We start from the raw sequence: 18,961 nt of genomic DNA, 5'->3' as shown, positions 1-18,961 counted from the left end.
GTATTGGCTTGGTCCCCTACTGGCCGAGCTCCGCCGATGACTAGAGGATAACATCTTGCTTATGTGAAAAATACGCGAAATCTCACAAGCTGAGCGGTGGCGCTGCATGAGAATGAGTGGGACGTTCAATGAGACTGAGTTGCGACGTTCTTCGTATAACTTTCGCGCGCGAAAGTTCCACAGGATTTGGTGAGCATGCGCGCCGACCTTACGAGTAGCGCAGCGAATCTGGCCGACGCCATCGTGATTGCGGCTGTTGTTATCGCAACGACGTTTCATTACGAGTTCTCAGCACACAGTGGAATTCGTAGTGATCGCTGGACCGGCAAGACCAAATACGAGTGCGGGGATCGGGGCAAATTTGGTTGGAAATCGATGGCCGAATGTGACGCAATCAACAAATATGGAAATGTGAACACACGAGAAACGATCCTTTCGCCCTACCGTACCTACCGCTATACGCTATGACGCAATGTCGACAGCCTGAGCGATGAGGGCTACGCGATGTTCATTGGATTGAATTCGAGCGGCTGACGAGGTTTTGGACGACCCAACAATTCGGCGCTGCTTGGCATTCGCAAAAGCTTGGGGTTATGGCGCGCTTTGCATGACCAATCTGTTCGCGTTCCGCGCGACCAAGCCTACCGACATGTTGGCCGCAGTAGACCCAATCGGACCAGAGAATGACAAGCACCTTGTTGAACTTGCGCGCGGCGCCGGCGTGGCGGTGGCTGCTTGGGGCACCAACGGCACTCACCTTGGGCGCGACCAAGCGGTGCGTGCCGTGGTGCCGAATCTGTACTGCTTGCGCAAGACCCAGGCTGGCCATCCGGGCCATCCGCTGTACCTTCCAGGAAACCTCACTCCGGTGATATTTTGAAGGAAATCGACGTTGTTCTACTTGAACATCTAATAAAATCAAAGGCTTATAATTTTAAATCGGCTTGCATGGCGCCATTCATCGAACCGATTTTCACAGAGATCGAGAACCAGAATGTAAATTACAACCAAGCACGCAATCACTACTGGTCGGCGCCAAGAGCGAAAGCTCATCAAAACAGGAAACACGAATGTTCTACTAGAACACCCAATAAAATCAAATACTTACAATTTTATATGCAGTCGCATAAGCACAATTGGCCGACGCATGACGTTTGAAATTTACCAAGCATCTAAGTAACCGTTGGAATAAAAAGCCGACTCAATGAAAGTTGCGACTGCGTGTATCCAGATCCCCTAACAGATGGGTAAGATCCACCAGCCGTTTCGCCACCAGGTGCCTGACATTGTTCGCACACTGCCATTGACCATACACGCCCAGCAGACGCGCGCTCATCACCTCTCGACGCTGCTGCTCCAAAAGGCTCGGCCAGACGATGACGTTCACGTTTCCTGTCTCGTCCTCAATCGTCAAGAACACGACGCCCTTCGCAGTCTCCGGGCGCTGCCGCACGGTCACTAAACCGCAGCCACGCGCGAGACGCGCATCATCATACAAATTCAAAATTTCCGCCGGCATAAAGCGCATCGCGTGCAAACGCTCACGTAATAGAGCGAGAGGATGACGGCCCAGCGTCAATCCCATATGGCGGTAGTCCGCCACCAGCTCCTGCCCTTCTGTGGCCGGTGCAATCGTCAATTCTTCCTCAACGATGTGCGCCTCCCGTAATAGTCCGCGGTCAGGCACGCTTCCCGCCGCACTCCATATCGCCTGGCGGCGATTGCCGCTGATCTCCAACAGCGCATTGGCACTGGCCAGCAACTTCAGTTGGGCCGCATCGAGCGTCGCGCGTACGCCCAAGTCATGCAGATCCTTGAACGGCCGCACCGCCCTCGCCTCCTCGATGCGCCAGGCGGCTTCACGCTCCATACCCCGGATCAGGTTGAGTCCCAGGCGTACTGCAGGTTGGGGGCCACTCGAAACCTCCAGCGTGGCCTCCCAGCCGCTGATATTGATATCGACCTCACGCACCTCGACGCCATGACGCACCGCGTCCTGTACCAGTTGCGACGGACTATAAAAACCCATTGGCTGGCTGTTCAACAGAGCGGCTAGAAACGCGGCCGGCTCATGGCGTTTCATCCAGCTCGACGCATAGGCGAGCAAGGCAAAACTGGCAGCATGCGACTCCGGAAAACCATACTCGGCGAATCCCCGGATCTGGCCAATGATGCCATTAGCAAAATGGTCGCTGTAGCCCCGCGCCGCCATGCCTGTTTTGAGCTTGTCTTCGAACTGCTCCAGGCCCCCTTTCCGCTTCCATGCAGCCATGGCACGGCGCAGCTGATCTGCTTCGCCAGCCGTGAAACCGGCAGCGACCATCGCGATCTGCATGACTTGTTCCTGAAAGATCGGAATGCCCAGTGTGCGCGACAACACCGCCTCCATTTCCGCACTGGGATAGGACACGGGATCGGTTCCCTCGCGTCGGCGCAAGTAGGGATGGATCATCCCCCCTTGAATCGGACCTGGGCGAATAATAGCCACCTCGATCACCAGATCGTAAAACGTCTTAGGCTTCAGCCGCGGCAGCATCGACATCTGGGCGCGGCTCTCGATCTGAAACACGCCGACCGTGTCAGCCTGGCAGATCATCTCGTACGTCGCCGCATCCTCTTTAGGAATATCGGCCAGTTCAAACCGCTCGCCGCGCCTGGCCGATACCAGCTCCAGTGTGCGACGCATGGCACTCAACATGCCCAACGCCAAGATATCGATCTTTAACAAACCCACCGCATCCAGATCGTCCTTATCCCACTGCACGATAGTGCGGTCCTCCATGCTGGCATTTTCCACCGGTACCAGACGCGACAGCTTGCTGTGCGAAATGACGAAACCGCCAGGGTGCTGTGACATGTGACGAGGAAAGCGCATCATGTGCTCAGCCAGGAAAGCCCACTTCCTGGCGACGTCGGACTCGGGATCCAGTCCGCAGCTGTGCATGCGTTCCGCCAGTTCGGCCCGCCCTCCCCATCCGTGGTTGGCCTTCGCTACCTTGTCGACAATGGAAAGATCAACGCCGAGCGCCGTGCCGACATCGCGTAACACGCTCTTCGGGCGATAGCTGATGACAACGGCCGTGAGCGCCGCACGGGTCCGACCATACTTTTGATAGATATACTGGATCACCTCCTCGCGACGCTGGTGCTCGAAGTCCACGTCAATGTCGGGAGGCTCATTGCGTTCCTTGGAAATAAATCGTTCGAACAGCAAAGTGCCACGCGATGGATCGACCTCGGTCACGCCCAGGCAATAGCACACGGCGCTGTTGGCCGCCGAACCGCGTCCCTGGCACAGGATCTTGTTGGCCCGCGCGAAGCGAACGATATCGTAGACCGTGAGAAAGTAGCTTTCGTAGGACATCTCAGCAATCAGTTCGAGCTCCCGCTCGATGAGAGACTGGACGTCGGCCGGCACGCCGGCCGGATACCGCCAGTGGGCGCCAAGGTATGCCTGCTGCCGTAAGTAGCCACTCGGCGTCATCCCCTCAGGCACAATCTCCACCGGGTACTCGTAACGCAACTCTTCGAGCGAAAATGTACACAGATTTGCGACGCGGACCGTCTCTTCGAGCGCGGCACGCGAATATAAATTGCCCAGCCTAACCCTTGAACGCAGGTGCTGTTCGGCGTTCGACGCCAGCCGGTAGCCACAGTGTGCGACCGGCACGCCATGGCGGATTGCGGTCATGGTATCCTGCAGGGGCTTGGCCGAGCGCACATGCATTACCACATCACCGGTAGCCACCACGGGCAAGTCGAACTGCGCAGCGACAGCAGCGACGATATCCTTGTGTGCCTGGTCACGTGACCGGAAGTGCAGGGTTAATGCGATCCGCGCACGACCAGCGGCACATTGCAACAACCAAGCCCCCTGCCGCTCGATGACGTCGAGCCCCGCGCCATAACGTGGCAGCAGGATCAACTGACAATCAGGCATGCCTCGCAACGCAGCCAAATCGGGCGGCGGCGCCGCGATATCGCGAGGCCGCACAAGATACTCGCCCTTTTTCGCGCGCCGGCGCGCGACCGTGATCAGTTCGCACAAGTTGCCATAGCCATTGCGGTTCATGGCCAGGATCAGCAGGGAGAAGGGCGGTGTGCCATCCTCCGGCGTCACCACCATCTGGCTGCCGATCAGCAATTTAAGGCCAGCCTCCTTGGCGGCAAGATGTGCCTTCACCACGCCAGCGACCGTGCATTCGTCCGTAATCGCCAGAGCGTGATAGCCAAGACCAGCGGCACGCTGCACCAGTTGCTCGGGAGCGGACGATCCATGCAAAAACGTAAAATGGCTCACGCACTGCAATTCGGCATAGGAGGGGAGGGCGATTGCCATGGCGCGCATCCGTCAGGCGTACAGTCCATGCAAAAACCAGCGACGATCCGCAGTGCGCTCAAGATAAATCCAGTAGCACGTCGCATCTGTACCTTGCGCAACATAGTAGTCGCGCGCGACCGAATGCGCATCCCACCAGCCAGCCTCGAGCCGCTCGGGTCCGCGTATCAGTCTGAGCGGGCTCAAATAAAAAGGCCTTTCGTCGCGCGTCAGCAGCTGTATCGGCTTGGGCAGCACAAAACACGGCCGATCCAACACCAGTTCAACTTCGGTGGAAGAGATGACTTTCGCCGTGGCCGGCCCCCAGCTGTTGCACTGCTCGGGGCGATGATCCGGGGACAGCACCGGCACCAAAACGTTGTCCGGACCTACTCTGGAGGACAACAATTCCAGCAGGCGTGTGAAATCGGCCAACGAACCACCTGGCTCCGGAAATAATTGATCGGTCAGCGGCTGCATCGCTTCCAGCTGCACCACTTCCAGCCGTAAGCCGATGACCGGCGCACTCAATTCGATCTTAGCCAGGCGTTCCTTCAACAGCCTTAACAAGTGTGGCTCTTTCCACGCCGGCTCGGCCAACGTGATTTCGACAGGCGTCGGCGACACCGCAGAGCGGCCACGTTCATGCACCAGCTGTAGCTTGAACGTAATCACAGCCAATTGGCGTGCAGTGAGCCAACCTGTCAGCTGCAAAATCAATGTCGTGGCGCCATGCATCAACGCTTCCGCATGTTCGATGCGATCGAAGGTTTCGATATGGGCGCAAAATTTCGCCGGCACCGATATCCAACGATGCATTTCTTCGATATCGCCATACGCACGGTCGAGGACATGCAAGAGCTGCTTGCTCGTGCGCCGTAGCAGCCCAGTCCTAGGCAATTTCCGCACATCGCTCAGCGTACTAGCGCCGATACCATCGAACCAGGTAAGAAATGGCGCAGCCGATGGCACAAGTGAACAGGGTAACGCGTCGAGGCGGAAAGCCAACGTTGACGACTGCACGCACCTTCTACGCGGAGCATGACGGCCAGGCTTTACGTGGGCAAGCAGCCAGGCACCTTCCGCCGTCGGGGCCGCACCCAGCTGCCCGGTAAAGCCGAGTCGGCGGATGCTATCGCGTACTCGCCGACACAACGAAAGCGGACCGCCAAACAACACAAGACTGGCGCCGACATCAAGCAACAGGCTGAAATCATCGGTAAACGCAACTTCGGGCGTGAACTGCAGCATCGCCATCGCAATAGAATCGAGCGCACGCGATTCCTTTTCTGTATCGCGATCCAACATGATCGCACCAGGTGCAATGGTTGCCACACCACCAGAGCGCATGCCAACTCGCACGCCAGCATTGGCCGCCTCTGCCGAAGCGACCAGCACTTTTCCACCATCAACCACCACATAAGGGCCTGTCTCAGACCAAGACGGGCGCAGCGTTTCGAGCGGTAATAACGGCAGGTATAAAGTTAACAGCAGAGGCGTTTTCATCATGCAAGGGGTGACGGCCAGTAGGCATATCAGCAAGCGGAATAAATAGGGTTTTATCGGAGACAGGGCCACGTCGCTTTAACACCTCAACCTGGACACCACCCATCGCTGGTCGAACTCCCAGCCGAAGGGACGCGGGCGAGGCTTCACTTGCACACGCCATTGGACGAATCAGCCAGAACCAGGTTTCCGCGCCCTGGGCCGCAAAATTCAAGCGACGCAGGGAATCGGAGCGGATATGATTCTGCCAAAACACTACCGCACCACAACTACCATTTTTTAGTATTTGTTCCGTCGTCCACAGAGCGTCCGCAGTACTGGGAGCCCGAACCCATATCAATCGGCCAACATCGATGCCCCATATCTTGAACGCAAGCGAATGCGGAATATAAGGCGGCTGAACCAATACAATTCTTTGCTTATCCGATAGCTTGGCGAGTAAGGGCTTAAGCAACTGCAACTCTCCGATACCCGATTGCTGAACAAGCAACTCAATCAGCGACGAACGCGGCCAACCAGCACCAGGTAACTCTCCATCCAGCAACGAATATCCCGATGAACAACTGACGTCATGTGACACTGCCAACTCACTCGCACGCCAAACGTGGGAAATCACCAAGGGATCAGTGACCTCCGCGGAGAATTCAGAACAGACTTGAGAACAGAGCAAAGCCATGAGAAAGCACAATCGTTATCAACATAATACTGTATATACGTACAGTGTATGCGTGATTGTTTGATTCCGCAATAGCCAGCTTCAGCTAAAAAAACATCGCTGAATAAAAAAGCGCCAAGGGCTGCCTTCGCGCGCGGGCTTCCCCGCTTGCTTGCGCGCCGACGAAACCCCCGTCGCCACGCCCGGTTAACCTGAAAACCCATCAATTCAACATCCTGAAACCCAGCAGAGGTATCCATCACCGACTGCTTGCTGAAAACAGCACAACCCAGACCCCAGAATGGCACCACCACAGGAACTTATCCGTCCTCAACCCGCTGCGGGCTTACGGCGATGACAGAAGACTCACTGGAACTGCCTTCAATACGCACAAGAGAGACAAGTTGCAAAAAAGCAACCCCTACTGCAGGTACCTGATGTGTAGCAAACTTAACATTCGCCGGGGCTGCTGCGGCGTTCTGTGCATCTGGGGTTTTCAGTGCTTGGCGGGTGTGCTCGACGAGTGCTTTATAGGTGGCCACCGTCTGCCGGGTCACGCCAGCGATGCGTCCGATCGCGATCTGGGTAAGACTCTCTCCGCGTTGCAGCAACAACCTGCAGGCGGCAAGGATCCTATCCGCAGTACTCTTCTGTCGTTCGCTGTGGGTGCGTTCTGCAGCCAGGCTTTGGCGTGCCGGGAGTGGCAGCTCTGGGTCAAGCTGCATGATGCCGCGCTTGCAGCGGCCGCTTCCCGTGTACTTGTTCCATGTCCAGCGTGCAATCGAACGAATTGTCGCCCTCAGCGAGGATGCAGGCAGATCCTGTTCAAAGCCTTTGTCCCGGAAGCTGTTCAAATCGTGCGCCTTGTGATCAAGCCAGCGCACGAACGTGTCGTAGCTTCCGCTTTCCCTCTCGCGGTTGACGATGGAATAGGCGTAGTGGCGCAAATGTTCGAACAGCAGGCAGTGACGCGAGTGTGCAATGTCGTCAACGTTGACGTTCTTGGCCCAGGGCGCTGCCACGGCCAGATCGACATAATCGGCCAGGGCGCCCAATTCATAGACGGAGTTGTGTAACTCTTCGGTCGACCACCATGGATGTCCAGGTGTCTTGGCCACTGGTCCTGAATGGAAATTGGGGTCCGCATGCAGCGCCACCGAAAATGCGGCGTAGACGGCCTTCATGAAGGCGATGGGTTTGTCGCGCGCGGCCTCGGTCGTGCACACCGGAGGAATCGCATAATAAAGGTGGCTATTGCCGGAGGCGCGGTTTCGCACAATCAGATTTGGCGCCGGCAGGCCCGCGTCCTCCCAGATCATCGAATTTGAATGGTCGAGGTCGAATATCAGCCAGCTGACAAGGCCTGGCCGATTGATTTGCATGTACGGATAACGCACCGCGTACTCGCGGGGGCGAGTACGGGTCGCCGTTTTGTTGTCACTGCAGCGCGGAATGTAGGGCGCCTCTTGCAGCACCCGGTGCAGGGCGGTACCGTGCTCGAAATATCGAACATCGGGCTCGGCAACGCTATTCACCTTTGTTCCCAAAGGGTGGCAAAACGGTGCCAGCGTGTAGCGCAAGCCCGATACAGCACTCGAATTTTAGGGCGAGCAGATGCTCACCTCGGCCATGATTTGTCATGGGAGCTCCAGTTGCCAAGTGACAGGCGTAAAAAATCCCTTGCGCTGACTTGAGCACCGAACTAAAATCACGGCTGAAGAGTACGTAATTTATGTTTTGGCACTGCCAGCGCATTAGAAGAGGCCCGGTTCCCGCCGGGCCTTTTGCTTTTCAGGGCATCAAATTGTTAGCGTTTCAGATCAGCTCTTCATCGCAATCCTCATATTTCGTTGATCTATCGGTTACTTCTTGCTGCCATCGGCCAGGACTTGCAGCGCCTTGGTAATCTCGCTCATTGCCAGTTGCGCATCCACATCGGTGGCAAATTCAAGACGCAGCACTTTTTTGGCTTGTTGAACCTTGCAGTAAGTGGCGCGTCCCGAGCGCACGGTCACCGGCGCCGGCGCTACGCGCGGGGCAACCGCACGCCGAGAGGACCTGGTTGCCATCGCTACCCCCTGAGATTGCGTGGCGGCGCCGCTGATAATCGCGTCAATCGCCTGCATGACTCCTTCGGTATGGCCTTTGGCATGGAGTGCGGCGAGTTCGGCGGCAGCATTGCGACCGAGCTTATCCGGATGGGCATCGAGCAGCGGTACTGCAGTTGCTGGCAATTCATCAAACACCATCAGATTGGCAACGGTCGTGCGAGGCACGCCGGCATGTTTCGCGACATCGGCAACAGTCAGCGTTTGATCCTCGGCCAGCAATTTCTTGAAACCCACATACTTCGCATAATCTGTCAGGCTGTTGTGCAGCAAATTGGCGTAGAAGGCATCACGGTCCGCATACTCGTCGTCCGATAGATCGAGTACGGCAGGGATGGTTGCACGACCACGATCGACGTAAAAATCAAATCGGTTATGTCCGGATACCACTTCATACCCGCCATCCGGGGCAGGGCGCAGCGTCACCGGGGTGACCAGCTTGTTATTGTCGAGATTGGCGTATAACGCTTCTTTCTCGGCTTCAGTCAACAAGCGCTGGCGGCCGGCGACCTTGCGGATCCGGCTTACCGGCGCATCGAAAGGCTTGCCGGTATTGAGTGCTGCCTCGTCCAGTGCCGCTTTAAGCGCCTCGACTTCGGCTTGGCTCGCTTCCTGCAACTGCACCAGGCGCGCGCGCAGTTCTGCCGACTCCTCATCCGAGCCGCCATCTGCCTGCTTGGCCACCGCAGCGTCGAGCTGCCGCTGCAGTTCATCAATCTTGGCTTGGTATTTCTGGGCCTCGATGCGGAAGGCGCCCAGCTGGCCGGGCATGGTCACATTGCGCTGACTGGCGATCGGTGTCGGAGGATTCTCGCTGACATTGCGTTCCAGGTTGGCCGTCTGGCCAAGCAGCCGTGCCGCCAACTTGTTGACGCGCGGTGGACGTTTGTCGTCTTTCTTACTCATGCTGCTTCCTTCATTTCGCGGTGCGCCCAGCATGTCTGCAGGGACACGTCGAGTTCCGCGACGACCGCATTAAACGCCTCTATCGCACGGTTGTAAGTGCGCTGGCTGCCGTCATAGCTCTCAAGGTCATAAATGGTCTTGAACTCCGCATAAGCGTTTTTCACCAGATCGGTTTCCGGAATTTCGGCCGTTCCCAGCAACTCAGGATAGGTCTGCTTGATCCACGTCTTGACGATATCGGTCATGGACACTGACGACTTCACTTTCGACAACACGATCTTGATGAACTCGAATTCCTTGTCGATCTGCTTGCCTTCCCGCATCGAATTGAACAACTCGGAAAACTGCCGGAAAAATTGCGTCGACGACGCATAGTCCAGGGTTTCCGGGGGCAGGGGGATAATCATGCCGTCAGCAGCCATGAAGCTGGCCAGTGCCAGATACGACAAGGTGGGCGGCGTGTCGATAATGATCACGTCATATTTTTCGCGCAGCGGCTGCATGGCCTTGTTCAGGACGTCCCAGAACTGGAATGTCGGATCGCTGGCCTGCTTGTTCGGCAAGTAATAGTCGGCGCCAAACAGATCCGGCGACGATGGGATCAGATCAATGCCGTCCCAGTAACTGGGCAGTGCAGCGTAAAGAAGATCTTCCTTGTCGCCATAAACAACCGGCATGACCGTCATCTCCTCGTTCACCTCCGCATCGGGCACAAATCCCATCAGCGTGGTGGTCGATGCCTGCGGATCCAGATCGACCAGGCAGACACTGTGCCCCATCAAGGTCAGACCCTGCGCCACTGCAACGGTGGTGGTGGTCTTGCCCACACCGCCCTTGAAGTTGCCGCAACAGACGACAAGGCCCAAAGTGCCGGCCGGCCGCCGTTTGTGTGGGCCGATCTGCTGTACGATGGCGCGCGCCTCGGCCAGAGTGAACATGCGGCTGCGGCCATTACCCTTCAGTTGGCCGGGTGGTATGATGCCCTTGCTGCACAGATGATTGAGTTTCGTACGTTCGATATGGCACATTTGTGCCAGGCGCGTGCCCGAGATCATGGGGGACGTTTTGCGCGGCCACGGCGCCAGCAGATCGTCACGCAGTTGCAGCAGCGTTGCCTCCGCGCGATCGGCGATGCGGATCAAGCCGTCGATATCGACGACGTTGCGTGCAGGCAGAATTCGTTTGGCGGACATGCGCTTACCTCAGTGATTGGTGGTTTGTGTTGCCGTCGTCGCTTTTCGCCAAAAAAATCAAAAAGCGATGAGGCGACCGAATATTAACGTTTACAGTTCAGAACGTATATAACTTTTCTAGGTTTACAAGAAAAATATTGCATTGACGACGATTTTGCTCAAATTTTTACTACAGCTCAGCCAAAATAATTTCATTTTTGGCATGAAAAAGAAAAAAGTGCTCCATCGTCGTTGTCTACTCAATGTCGACCCCGCAGATCCCAGCACTCCAAGTACAAGCACCCGCCTCACGTTTCCTCCTCTCATGCATATCGCTGCGCAGAGCCGGGCATCTCAAATTATCCTGTGCAAGGGTTTCGCGGGTAACGCACGCTCGACCAGGACGAGGGAAGCTGCATGAAACAGAGGCAGGGCAACAATTCGTCCATCCGACTTACCAGGTAATCAGCGTTAGTGGCAAGCGCCTGGCGCTTTCAATCAGCGAGTCGATCTCGGTGTGCGCCCGCCGTCTGCGTCGGCGAACGGTGAGGCAACACAATCAAAACTCGGTAACCCGCGAAACATAGAGAGGGGGCTACGACAATTACCTGGCCCCCTCAGTTGAGCAGTTTCTCCGCCGAGGTAAGCGCTCGGCAAACTTTCACGATGGCGGCTTGTCTCGCGCTCTCGTCGGGTTGGTCGTGCAGTGCGACAGCGAACTGCGCGAGCGCGTGCGCCAAGGCATGCGGCAGTTCCAGCTCGACGTTCATCCAGCCGCATTCCTCTTTTCCTGCCGCATACTCCTTGCGGATAGTCTCAACAGCGAGATGCACACGCTGCTTGGAGACATCATATTCTTTAGCCAACTCAGGCAGGGAGCGCTGATTCACCAACACGCCGCTTGCCATGCTCAATGCATCGACTCCCATCTTCTTCGTCCTGGTTGCAATCCGGGCAAAGTCGTCTGCAGCAAGACGTGATAATTTCATTGTGCTCTCCAAAATGCATGAATGGTCGGCCGATACCGGCCGCAGTTTTCTTAGAATGCGTTACGGACGTCAGGCCAGTCGGCATGTCAGGCATCCTCACACCTTACTTTGTGCGATCTTACGAGTCAGCATCCGGGTGCATTTTCTGCCGCAGTTTTGCGGCAGTGCTGCCCCTCAAATCACCCAAAAGATGTTGCAAGTAGGCCCGGGAGCGTGCATCCCCCAGGCGTTCAAGCAGCGGCAGCACCATCTCAAGGAAACCAGCCCACATCGCCCACTCCTGCGCGTCAGAAGTGTGGCCTGCCTCCCTCATCAGTAATTGCAAACGCTTGAAACAGTCTTCGTTATAGCGGCCATTTTCGAATAACTCTGCACGCTGAGCATAGAGCTGCTCCCCCTTGACCGTGCGCTCACCGGCGGCGACCGTTGTTGCATCTTCGATCGCAATAGTGCGTGGCGTGGTGCGAAGCTTTGTTACGGTACCTTTTGATTCACCGGTAGCAGGACCTGCGGACACCGGGTCTTCGACACCGCGGCGGTGTTCAGCGGCGTTTCCTTGGCCAGCGTCGGCTTCGGCTGGCGACGCGGCGACTTGAATGAGCTTCGCTGCTGATTTCTGCTGAGGATGCGCAACAGGTTTTTCCCCTTCAATCCTTGGCTTCATGGCTTACGCTCCTAAAGTTCGGATCACTCATGGTGTGTTGATGATAACCAACAAACAACAATCTCAACATTCCAGATAACACCATCAAGTGCAATTTCAATCAATAGTAATACATCGTCTATTGACCATCAATAGATAAAACTTTGATGTCGGATAAATCCGGCCTTGTTTTGACTTGGATAATTCGCACGACAACCGCATTGCTGCCAAGGCAATGAGACGCTGTCTGCAGCGCGAAGCGCGCAACCGCTGACATCTCATGCCGGGTGCGATCAGCCTGGTCAACCATCTCGTTCACCCTTGACCATTCGTTCCATGCCAATGGTCAAAGCCGAACGAAGGCAGCGGTCCACATTGGCAACCAGATGTTCCCAGTTGGCTCGGAACTCTCCCTCGTCAAACCAACTGTGTTTTTCTGTAAGTAGGTGTTGCTCGACGTTAATTTTGTCAACTCCAACCCGCCACTCGCAGCGGGCAGACGTAATCGAAGTGAGCACCGGTAGTGGCCGGCTTCGTCGACCTACCTCCGTCGGGGGAGCAAAACCGGGCAGAGCCAGAAATTCAATTCATAGATGGTGTTGTCCACATGATCCTCTTGCTCGGACTTCCTCGCTCCCTGCCATGGGAGGGCGGAGGGAAGGGGACTTTGGTATCAGGCAGCGACGAGTGGGGTACTACGGCCCGTGCTGCCAGCGTCGGGGTTGGCCGGGAGCGGCCGGCTGCATAGCGCAAGCGACTGTTGAAAGCCACAACCTCCGGATAGTCCTGGCCGACTTCCGCGCGCGAAGGTGGATGCATGTGCTCAAGATAGATTTTTGAATCGCGTCGAATAAATTGCGGGATCGAAAACTTAGGTACTAGAACGATCAACAACGTGGCTTAACCTAGCTCATGCAAACTCCTCAGAAACTATTGTTACCCATCTCAATATGGTACTTTTGGAACCGACGTTATTGCTATTAATGCTAGGTTACTTTTATTGCAATACATAACCAAAGGTGATTAGATGGGCATGATCTTCAGCTTCTTGGGTGGTCTGTATTTGGCAGCCGGAATAATCACTGCCACTGCCACTGCCGGCGCCGAGCGCATGGTGACGCTTGAAGTCGTCGGCAGCATCACGAACTTCAGCGATCCTGCCAGGCGCCTGTTCCAGTTGACGCCGACGCAGTTCCAAGCCTTGCCACAATATTCCATCACTACGGCGACATCGTGGACTCCGGTGGCCAGATTCTCGGGCGTGAAGATGGAGGATTTGATGCAGGCGGCCGGGGCCCAGGGAAGCTACGCAATGGTATATGCGCTGGACGATTACTCAGTGCGCATACCGGTGTCAGATTTCAGAAAATATGGCGTTATCATTGCACGATACATGAATGGCCAGCCCCTGCTGCGCAACGGTTTTGGGCCATACTTCATCATTTATCCGAGGGACAAGTATCCTCATGAGTTGAGCACCCCTACGGCCGAAGCCAAATTTATCTGGCAGGTTAACCGAATTGAGTTTAAATGATTGCGCTGATCCGTGAAACCTGGGCCAAGTTTGTAGTGTTTTTGGCCACTAGCATCGTTGCCACCGGAATAATCGGCTATTACAGCTATGGACTGCTTGTATCGCCGACACAGTTCATTGCAACCGCAGGGCCAAAAGAGGGCTATTACTGGACCGTCGCCCAGTACCAGATCCATTTCGAGCGGCTCGACAACCAGATCGTGCGCTTCGCTTCGGGCTTGGATACGAACGTCGACACGCTCAAGCTGCGTCAGCAGGTCCTGCAGTCAAAATACCAAATCCTGGCCAGCGAGTCCACCTTGACCGCCTTTTTCGTCAACAGTGTCCCGCTGTACCGGGAATCGGTCGACAAGCTCGGCATGTTCATGGCTGACGCCGATGCCGATATCGATCTGCTCCGTACCCGGCCCGCCACAGTCAGCAAACTTGTTGGACGCTTCGACGAAATCCGCGACACCGTCAGCACGCTCTCGAACGCCGTTCGGTTTGCAGAGATGAAGCAACGCGAAGCGACGCTGGCCGACTTCACCGATAAGCGCAGCAAGCTGTATGCGTTGGTTATGGTGTTGTGGATTATGTTTCTCGTCGGCGCAGGACTGCTCATGTTGAACTTCTATCGTTCCAAGAAACTGACGCTGCAAAATGAGGCCTCCTTGCTGGCGGAGCGGCGAGCAGAGGAGGCGCTTGCCGAAGCTGTCTTCACGAAAAACACCATCCTCGGTACCCTCAGCCACGAATTGAAGACGCCCTTGCAGACGATCATGTCCTCGATCGACCTGTTGGTCAAGCGCATGAAAAATGAGCGGGATATCGTCGTGGTCAACCGGCTCCTGGCAGCGGCCGAGCGACTGGAGGTGCAAATGGAAGACCTGACCGATTACGCGAGGCTCGGCGCCGGCAAGTTGGCGCTGCGGCGCATCGAGTTCGATCCAGGCGAATTGCTGGACAGGGTGGTCAACGAGTTTCAGGAGGTGGCACAACGCAAGAACCTTGACCTCGTCATACGGCGCAAGCGAAGTGTATCGTTGGTTGCATCTGACGCGCGCCGCATCGAACAGATCGCGGCCAATTTAATCACCAACGCCATCAAGTACACGCCAAGCGGTCGCATTCAGGTTTCGCTCGACATCATCGACGGCGCGCAGCCGCTGTTACGCCTGATGGTCGAAGACACGGGACCTGGTATCAGTGAGGAAAAGCTGCCTACGCTATTTGAGCCGTTTACTCAGCTCGACCAGAGCAGGACCCGCAAGTACGACGGTGCCGGCATGGGCCTGGCCATCGTCCGCCGCCTGGTCGAGCTTTTCGGCGGTCGGATCGACGTGCAATCGATGCCCGGCCGCGGTACCCGCTTCGCGGTGGAGTTGCCGGTGGAGGTGCTGGCAAACGATGCCGGCACCGCCCAACAGGTTCAGAATGAGGCGCCGGCACGACAACGGATACTATTGGTCGACGACAATGCGGAGGTACGCATCTCGATGCAAGAAATCCTTTCCGAAATCGGCTACGTGGCGGATGTGGCGGACAGCGGCAACGTCGCCCTGCAGAAGCTGGCCACACACGCTTACGACGCCATCTTGTTGGACATCAGCATGCCAGGCATGGATGGGTTCGAGGTCGCGGCAACCGTCAGGGCCACGCCTGGCGACAATCAAGCGATTCCAATCGTCGCCCTCAGCGCGTATTCACCTGATGCCGGCACGCCGGTGCAATGGGTGTATTTTACAGCCCATGTCGCGAAGCCTGTTCGCCTTGCCACGCTACGCCAGATCATGGCTGAGGTTCTCATCATCGACAATACTAACGAACCAGGCAGTGAGGTTCATACCGCTTGCAAGCAAGCGAACAGGGCGCGTTTTTGCTAATCAATGCCTTGACTTGGTGATGTGGCTGCTTGTTCCCCGGGTAAGCATCGCCGATGGAGGCCCGTGACACCATCTCTGCCTTGCAGGCAACTGGAAGTCCTGCAATGGCACGACATCTCAACCTGACCTTGGCCTCCACTGGCGTAGTCATACGCCCAAGGTTTTTTGAAGCTCTGCGGCAAAGGTCGCCATCCTGATCGGTTTTTCCTTCCACTGCACGCCAAATTGCTTGATCACCCTAGCGGCCTCCGATTCGTCAACCAAGCCAGTGACTATTTCGCCGGTCAGCAAGTAGACTGGGACCTCTTGGCTAGTGGAGGTTCGGATCTTGCGGATCAGGTTCTCAGCGGTCCGCTCGCCCAATATCCAGTCAATGATGTAGCCGTCGAAGTCTCTCTCTTCCATGGCGCGTTCAAGCGAGACCGGGGTGTAAAAGGCGAAGGCCTGGAAACCGCTGTCATTGAGGAATTCACACAGATTATCCGCGAAACCCGCTTCATCATCGACGATCGCCACGGTGGGCGCCGGCGGCTGCCTCACTTCCAGCTCCAGCTTGTTTACCCGGTATCGCGGCCGATTATCTGTGAGTCGCGTGGCCTCCATCACTGACCAATTATCGCCGTCGCGCAGCGCTACAAAATCAACCCTGGCATTTGCTCCCAGTGGCTCGCCGACCCAGACCAGGCAGGGATACTGCATGCACTCCTGGCCAAGCGTTACCGTGGCCCGATGGGCCACGCCACTGTTGCTGTCTTCTCCCCCTCCCAGCCCGATGACGGATAAGGATTCACCAAAATAGTCGGCGACGATCTGCAGTTGGCCGATCGTCCAGTCGACTCCGCCATTCAGCTTCCGATGTGCCTGCGAGTAGCTCAGGTTCAGGATTTCCGCCAACTTTCTGCTTTGCTGGCGATCACTCACCCCGTTGCGAAACATCAACCCCTTCACTGCCGTCAGGATTGAATTTGAATTATCCGGCTGCTCGCTCAGGTGCATTTTTTTCTCGATGTAGTGGAACGCGTGGCCTGTTAATTTCGCGCGCGAAATCTTCATATGCCCAACTTTCCGCAAATTGTAGCAAGTGAGAATATTTTTTCACATTCAATATTCTTATACTTGGCAACCCTTCTACCAATTTCCATAAAATGCTAACAATAGTAGAATAGTATGCATAGGACGCTAGTATTACATCCTTTTGCTGAACAAAAGAAACATTTTTAAGTGAATATTTTGATTGGGAGGCTGGCATGACGACCTACCGTATTGGAGAGGAGCTGATTGAAAAGGGCTCGAACCAGCTCGAAGGGATGCTCGCCGCGATTCATGGCAGCAGGATACGCCCTGTCTGCCTATGCCGTCCCGCAGGAATTGAGATGTATGTCGTGCACCTCGAGGGACGGCATTTCATCAAACGTATGCCCAATACCGGCGGCGATCATGATCCAAGCTGCGCGTCCTACGAACCGCCAGCTGAGTTATCCGGCCTCGGACAAGTCCTGGGTACGGCGATTGTCGAAAATCCTGACATCGGCACGACCACTCTGAAGCTTCAGTTCTCCCTGACCAAGGCAAGCGGGCGCGCCGCGCCCACGCCAGGGGAAGGCGGGAGCGACAGTGTGAGAACCGACGGCACCAGGCTCTCGATTCGCGCGTTGTTGCACTTCCTTTGGGAGCAGGCGGGCTTTCAGAAATGGTCGCCGGCGATGCACGGAAAACGCAACTGGAGCGTGTTGAGAAAGTATCTCCTCCAGGCATCCCGGCACAAGAACACCAAGGGCAGCGAGTTGGCGAATCTCCTGTATATTCCTGAGCCTTTCTCGCTTGAGCGGAAAGAAGGAATTGCCCAGCGCCGTACTGCCCAGCTGTCGCGGATCGCCGAAGGCCACGGCCAGACTGGCGCCCGCAAGCTCATGGTGCTAATCGCCGAGGTCAAGGAACTGGCGCCGTCCCGCAACGGCTACAAGCTGATCGCCAAACATCTCAGCGATTTTCACTTTCTGATGAACCCTGATCTGCATAAGCGACTAGTCAAGCGGTTCGACTTGGAGATAAGCTTGTCGGCCAGTATCGAAGGTACCCATCTCGTTGCGATTGCCACCTTTGGCGTCAACAAGGCCGGCGTAGCCTCGATCGAGGAAATGGGCCTCATGGTGACTACGGACAGCTGGATTCCATTTGAGAGCTTGCCGGAAAAAAATCTCATTGATAAATTGTCGCGTGATGAAAGGCGCTTCATCAAGGGACTACGCTACAATCTGGCGGACACGCGCCCACTGGCCGCGGCGGTGCTGACCGACACGCATGTGCCCACGGTAATGTACATACACCCGCCGGGGGCAGGGGAGGAGTATGCCATCGCGCTGGCGGAACTGGTCGACGGCAGCAAGACAGCCTCGTGGATCTGGCATCCCGATCAGGAGGAAATGCCGCCTTTGCCGCAGGTGGAAACGGCAAACGCTCTCGCGCGCGAAAGTCACAAGGGACGTGTGCCGCAGCAAACTGGGTAGTTCGCACAGCCCAGGAACTGCCGCCCCGCGGATCTGCCGCTCCTGGCGCTGCGGCGGATCATGATCACACCACAGTTCGGGCAACCATCTTTGTTTTGCGGTGCTACCGGTGCGCCTGACGCCAGGACCGGCGAGACAGGCAAAGAGAAATCCGGCGAGTGACGCATTCTCAGCAGCTCAAAGCCGTCGACCAGAACAATACCGGCGTGCGATGCAAACGACCTGGCTTCCTTGGTGAACGCGCCGCAAGTGACAATGACACCGCCGTCGGCGCCGTGCACCACCCCAGCTCACGCACCACACTCACGCTCACCTGCCTCGCATGCCACTGCTTGCACTGCACTAGCAGCGTTCGCCCCGCTTTGCGCACAATGACGTCGACGCCGCCATCCGCCCCCGCGCCTCCAACGCGAGAGGCGGTATAACCGTATTGCTCGAACAGGCGCCGCACCGCTATCTCCAATTCATCCCACCGCATGGCGCGCAGCGTCCCGATCGACGCCATCTTACGTACCAGGCGACGCTCGCGTGAGGCACGCCAAATCGCCACCGGCAGTGGCAGCAGAAACACAGCGGCCAGCAATGGCGCCGCCGTCACTGCGAGCCGGGATAGCGGCGCAAGCAGGGGAAGGTCCCGCAAGGAGTAGGGCACAAGCAGCCGGAGAAACAGATAAACGCTGCCGGTGAGGCACAGAATGGCCCAAGGTCCGCACCGGCAGCACAGTTTGAAAAGGGCGAACTGAGCGCGCATGACGTCC

16 protein-coding genes are annotated in these 18,961 nt (G+C 56.5%); 5 read left to right on the top strand and 11 right to left on the bottom strand.

Annotated features, from left to right (window positions below; all coding sequences use genetic code 11):
* Positions 1-195: 195 nt before the first annotated feature.
* Both AC0Z42_RS24675 and AC0Z42_RS24670 read left to right on the top strand, forming a co-directional pair.
* The gene (locus AC0Z42_RS24675; protein ID WP_139143001.1) at positions 196-468 is read left to right on the top strand and encodes a hypothetical protein; all 273 of its coding nucleotides are present in this window, start codon (positions 196-198) and stop codon (positions 466-468) included.
* Between the two features lie 73 nt (positions 469-541).
* Positions 542-880 (top strand): DUF1643 domain-containing protein, encoded by a 339-nt coding sequence (locus AC0Z42_RS24670; RefSeq protein WP_485470786.1) that lies wholly within the window; start codon positions 542-544, stop codon positions 878-880.
* A gap of 321 nt (positions 881-1,201) precedes the next feature.
* Here the strand turns inward: AC0Z42_RS24670 and AC0Z42_RS24665 are convergent, their stop codons facing one another.
* From AC0Z42_RS24665 to AC0Z42_RS24630, 8 genes are all read right to left on the bottom strand, one after another.
* Positions 1,202-4,348: an error-prone DNA polymerase gene (locus AC0Z42_RS24665; protein WP_485470785.1), complete on the bottom strand. Its 3,147-nt coding sequence runs from the start codon at positions 4,346-4,348 to the stop codon at positions 1,202-1,204.
* Between the two features lie 3 nt (positions 4,349-4,351).
* Complete coding sequence (locus tag AC0Z42_RS24660; protein WP_485470801.1) at positions 4,352-5,824, bottom strand: Y-family DNA polymerase; 1,473 nt, start codon at positions 5,822-5,824, stop codon at positions 4,352-4,354.
* Positions 5,751-6,500 carry a translesion DNA synthesis-associated protein ImuA gene (gene imuA / locus AC0Z42_RS24655; protein WP_485470784.1) on the bottom strand — a complete coding sequence of 250 codons (750 nt, stop codon included), beginning with the start codon at positions 6,498-6,500 and terminating at the stop codon, positions 5,751-5,753. The genes AC0Z42_RS24660 and imuA overlap by 74 nt, the downstream gene beginning before the upstream one ends.
* Positions 6,501-6,799: 299 nt before the next feature.
* The gene (locus tag AC0Z42_RS24650; protein WP_485470783.1) at positions 6,800-8,014 is read right to left on the bottom strand and encodes a replication initiation protein; all 1,215 of its coding nucleotides are present in this window, start codon (positions 8,012-8,014) and stop codon (positions 6,800-6,802) included.
* 327 nt (positions 8,015-8,341) lie between these two features.
* A complete protein-coding gene (locus tag AC0Z42_RS24645) occupies positions 8,342-9,493 on the bottom strand; it encodes a ParB/RepB/Spo0J family partition protein (RefSeq protein ID WP_485470782.1) in 1,152 nt (383 codons plus the stop codon).
* The gene (locus AC0Z42_RS24640) at positions 9,490-10,686 is read right to left on the bottom strand and encodes a ParA family protein (RefSeq protein WP_308925948.1); all 1,197 of its coding nucleotides are present in this window, start codon (positions 10,684-10,686) and stop codon (positions 9,490-9,492) included. The genes AC0Z42_RS24645 and AC0Z42_RS24640 overlap by 4 nt, the downstream gene beginning before the upstream one ends.
* A 596-nt stretch (positions 10,687-11,282) precedes the next feature.
* A complete protein-coding gene (locus tag AC0Z42_RS24635) occupies positions 11,283-11,654 on the bottom strand; it encodes a TrfB-related DNA-binding protein (RefSeq protein ID WP_485470781.1) in 372 nt (123 codons plus the stop codon).
* Between the two features lie 118 nt (positions 11,655-11,772).
* Entirely contained in the window at positions 11,773-12,318 is a 546-nt protein-coding gene (locus AC0Z42_RS24630) for a hypothetical protein (protein WP_485470780.1), read from the bottom strand.
* 1,006 nt (positions 12,319-13,324) lie between these two features.
* Here AC0Z42_RS24630 and AC0Z42_RS24625 point away from each other — a divergent pair.
* Positions 13,325-13,831 carry a putative pterin-binding protein gene (locus AC0Z42_RS24625; protein ID WP_485470779.1) on the top strand — a complete coding sequence of 169 codons (507 nt, stop codon included), beginning with the start codon at positions 13,325-13,327 and terminating at the stop codon, positions 13,829-13,831.
* On the top strand, positions 13,828-15,696 hold the full coding sequence (locus AC0Z42_RS24620) for a hybrid sensor histidine kinase/response regulator (RefSeq protein WP_485470778.1): 1,869 nt from the start codon (positions 13,828-13,830) through the stop codon (positions 15,694-15,696). The genes AC0Z42_RS24625 and AC0Z42_RS24620 overlap by 4 nt, the downstream gene beginning before the upstream one ends.
* Positions 15,697-15,843: 147 nt before the next feature.
* On the opposite strand, the gene AC0Z42_RS24615 is transcribed toward AC0Z42_RS24620, so the two are convergent.
* Positions 15,844-16,749 carry a helix-turn-helix domain-containing protein gene (locus tag AC0Z42_RS24615; protein WP_485470777.1) on the bottom strand — a complete coding sequence of 302 codons (906 nt, stop codon included), beginning with the start codon at positions 16,747-16,749 and terminating at the stop codon, positions 15,844-15,846.
* Between the two features lie 194 nt (positions 16,750-16,943).
* Here AC0Z42_RS24615 and AC0Z42_RS24610 point away from each other — a divergent pair, with 194 nt between their 5' ends.
* Positions 16,944-18,203 carry a DUF1173 domain-containing protein gene (locus AC0Z42_RS24610; RefSeq protein ID WP_485470776.1) on the top strand — a complete coding sequence of 420 codons (1,260 nt, stop codon included), beginning with the start codon at positions 16,944-16,946 and terminating at the stop codon, positions 18,201-18,203.
* Here AC0Z42_RS24610 and AC0Z42_RS24605 read toward each other — a convergent pair.
* Positions 18,170-18,484 carry a restriction endonuclease gene (locus AC0Z42_RS24605; protein ID WP_485470775.1) on the bottom strand — a complete coding sequence of 105 codons (315 nt, stop codon included), beginning with the start codon at positions 18,482-18,484 and terminating at the stop codon, positions 18,170-18,172. The genes AC0Z42_RS24610 and AC0Z42_RS24605 overlap by 34 nt on opposite strands.
* Entirely contained in the window at positions 18,373-18,954 is a 582-nt protein-coding gene (locus AC0Z42_RS24600) for a restriction endonuclease (RefSeq protein ID WP_485470774.1), read from the bottom strand. The genes AC0Z42_RS24605 and AC0Z42_RS24600 overlap by 112 nt, the downstream gene beginning before the upstream one ends.
* Positions 18,955-18,961 lie beyond the last annotated feature (7 nt).

It is taken from the genome of Janthinobacterium sp. 1L-D-8-B-C4, from assembly GCF_057291295.1.
Note: the sequence above shows the minus strand (reverse complement) of the source record. Positions and strands in the feature narration are given on the sequence as shown.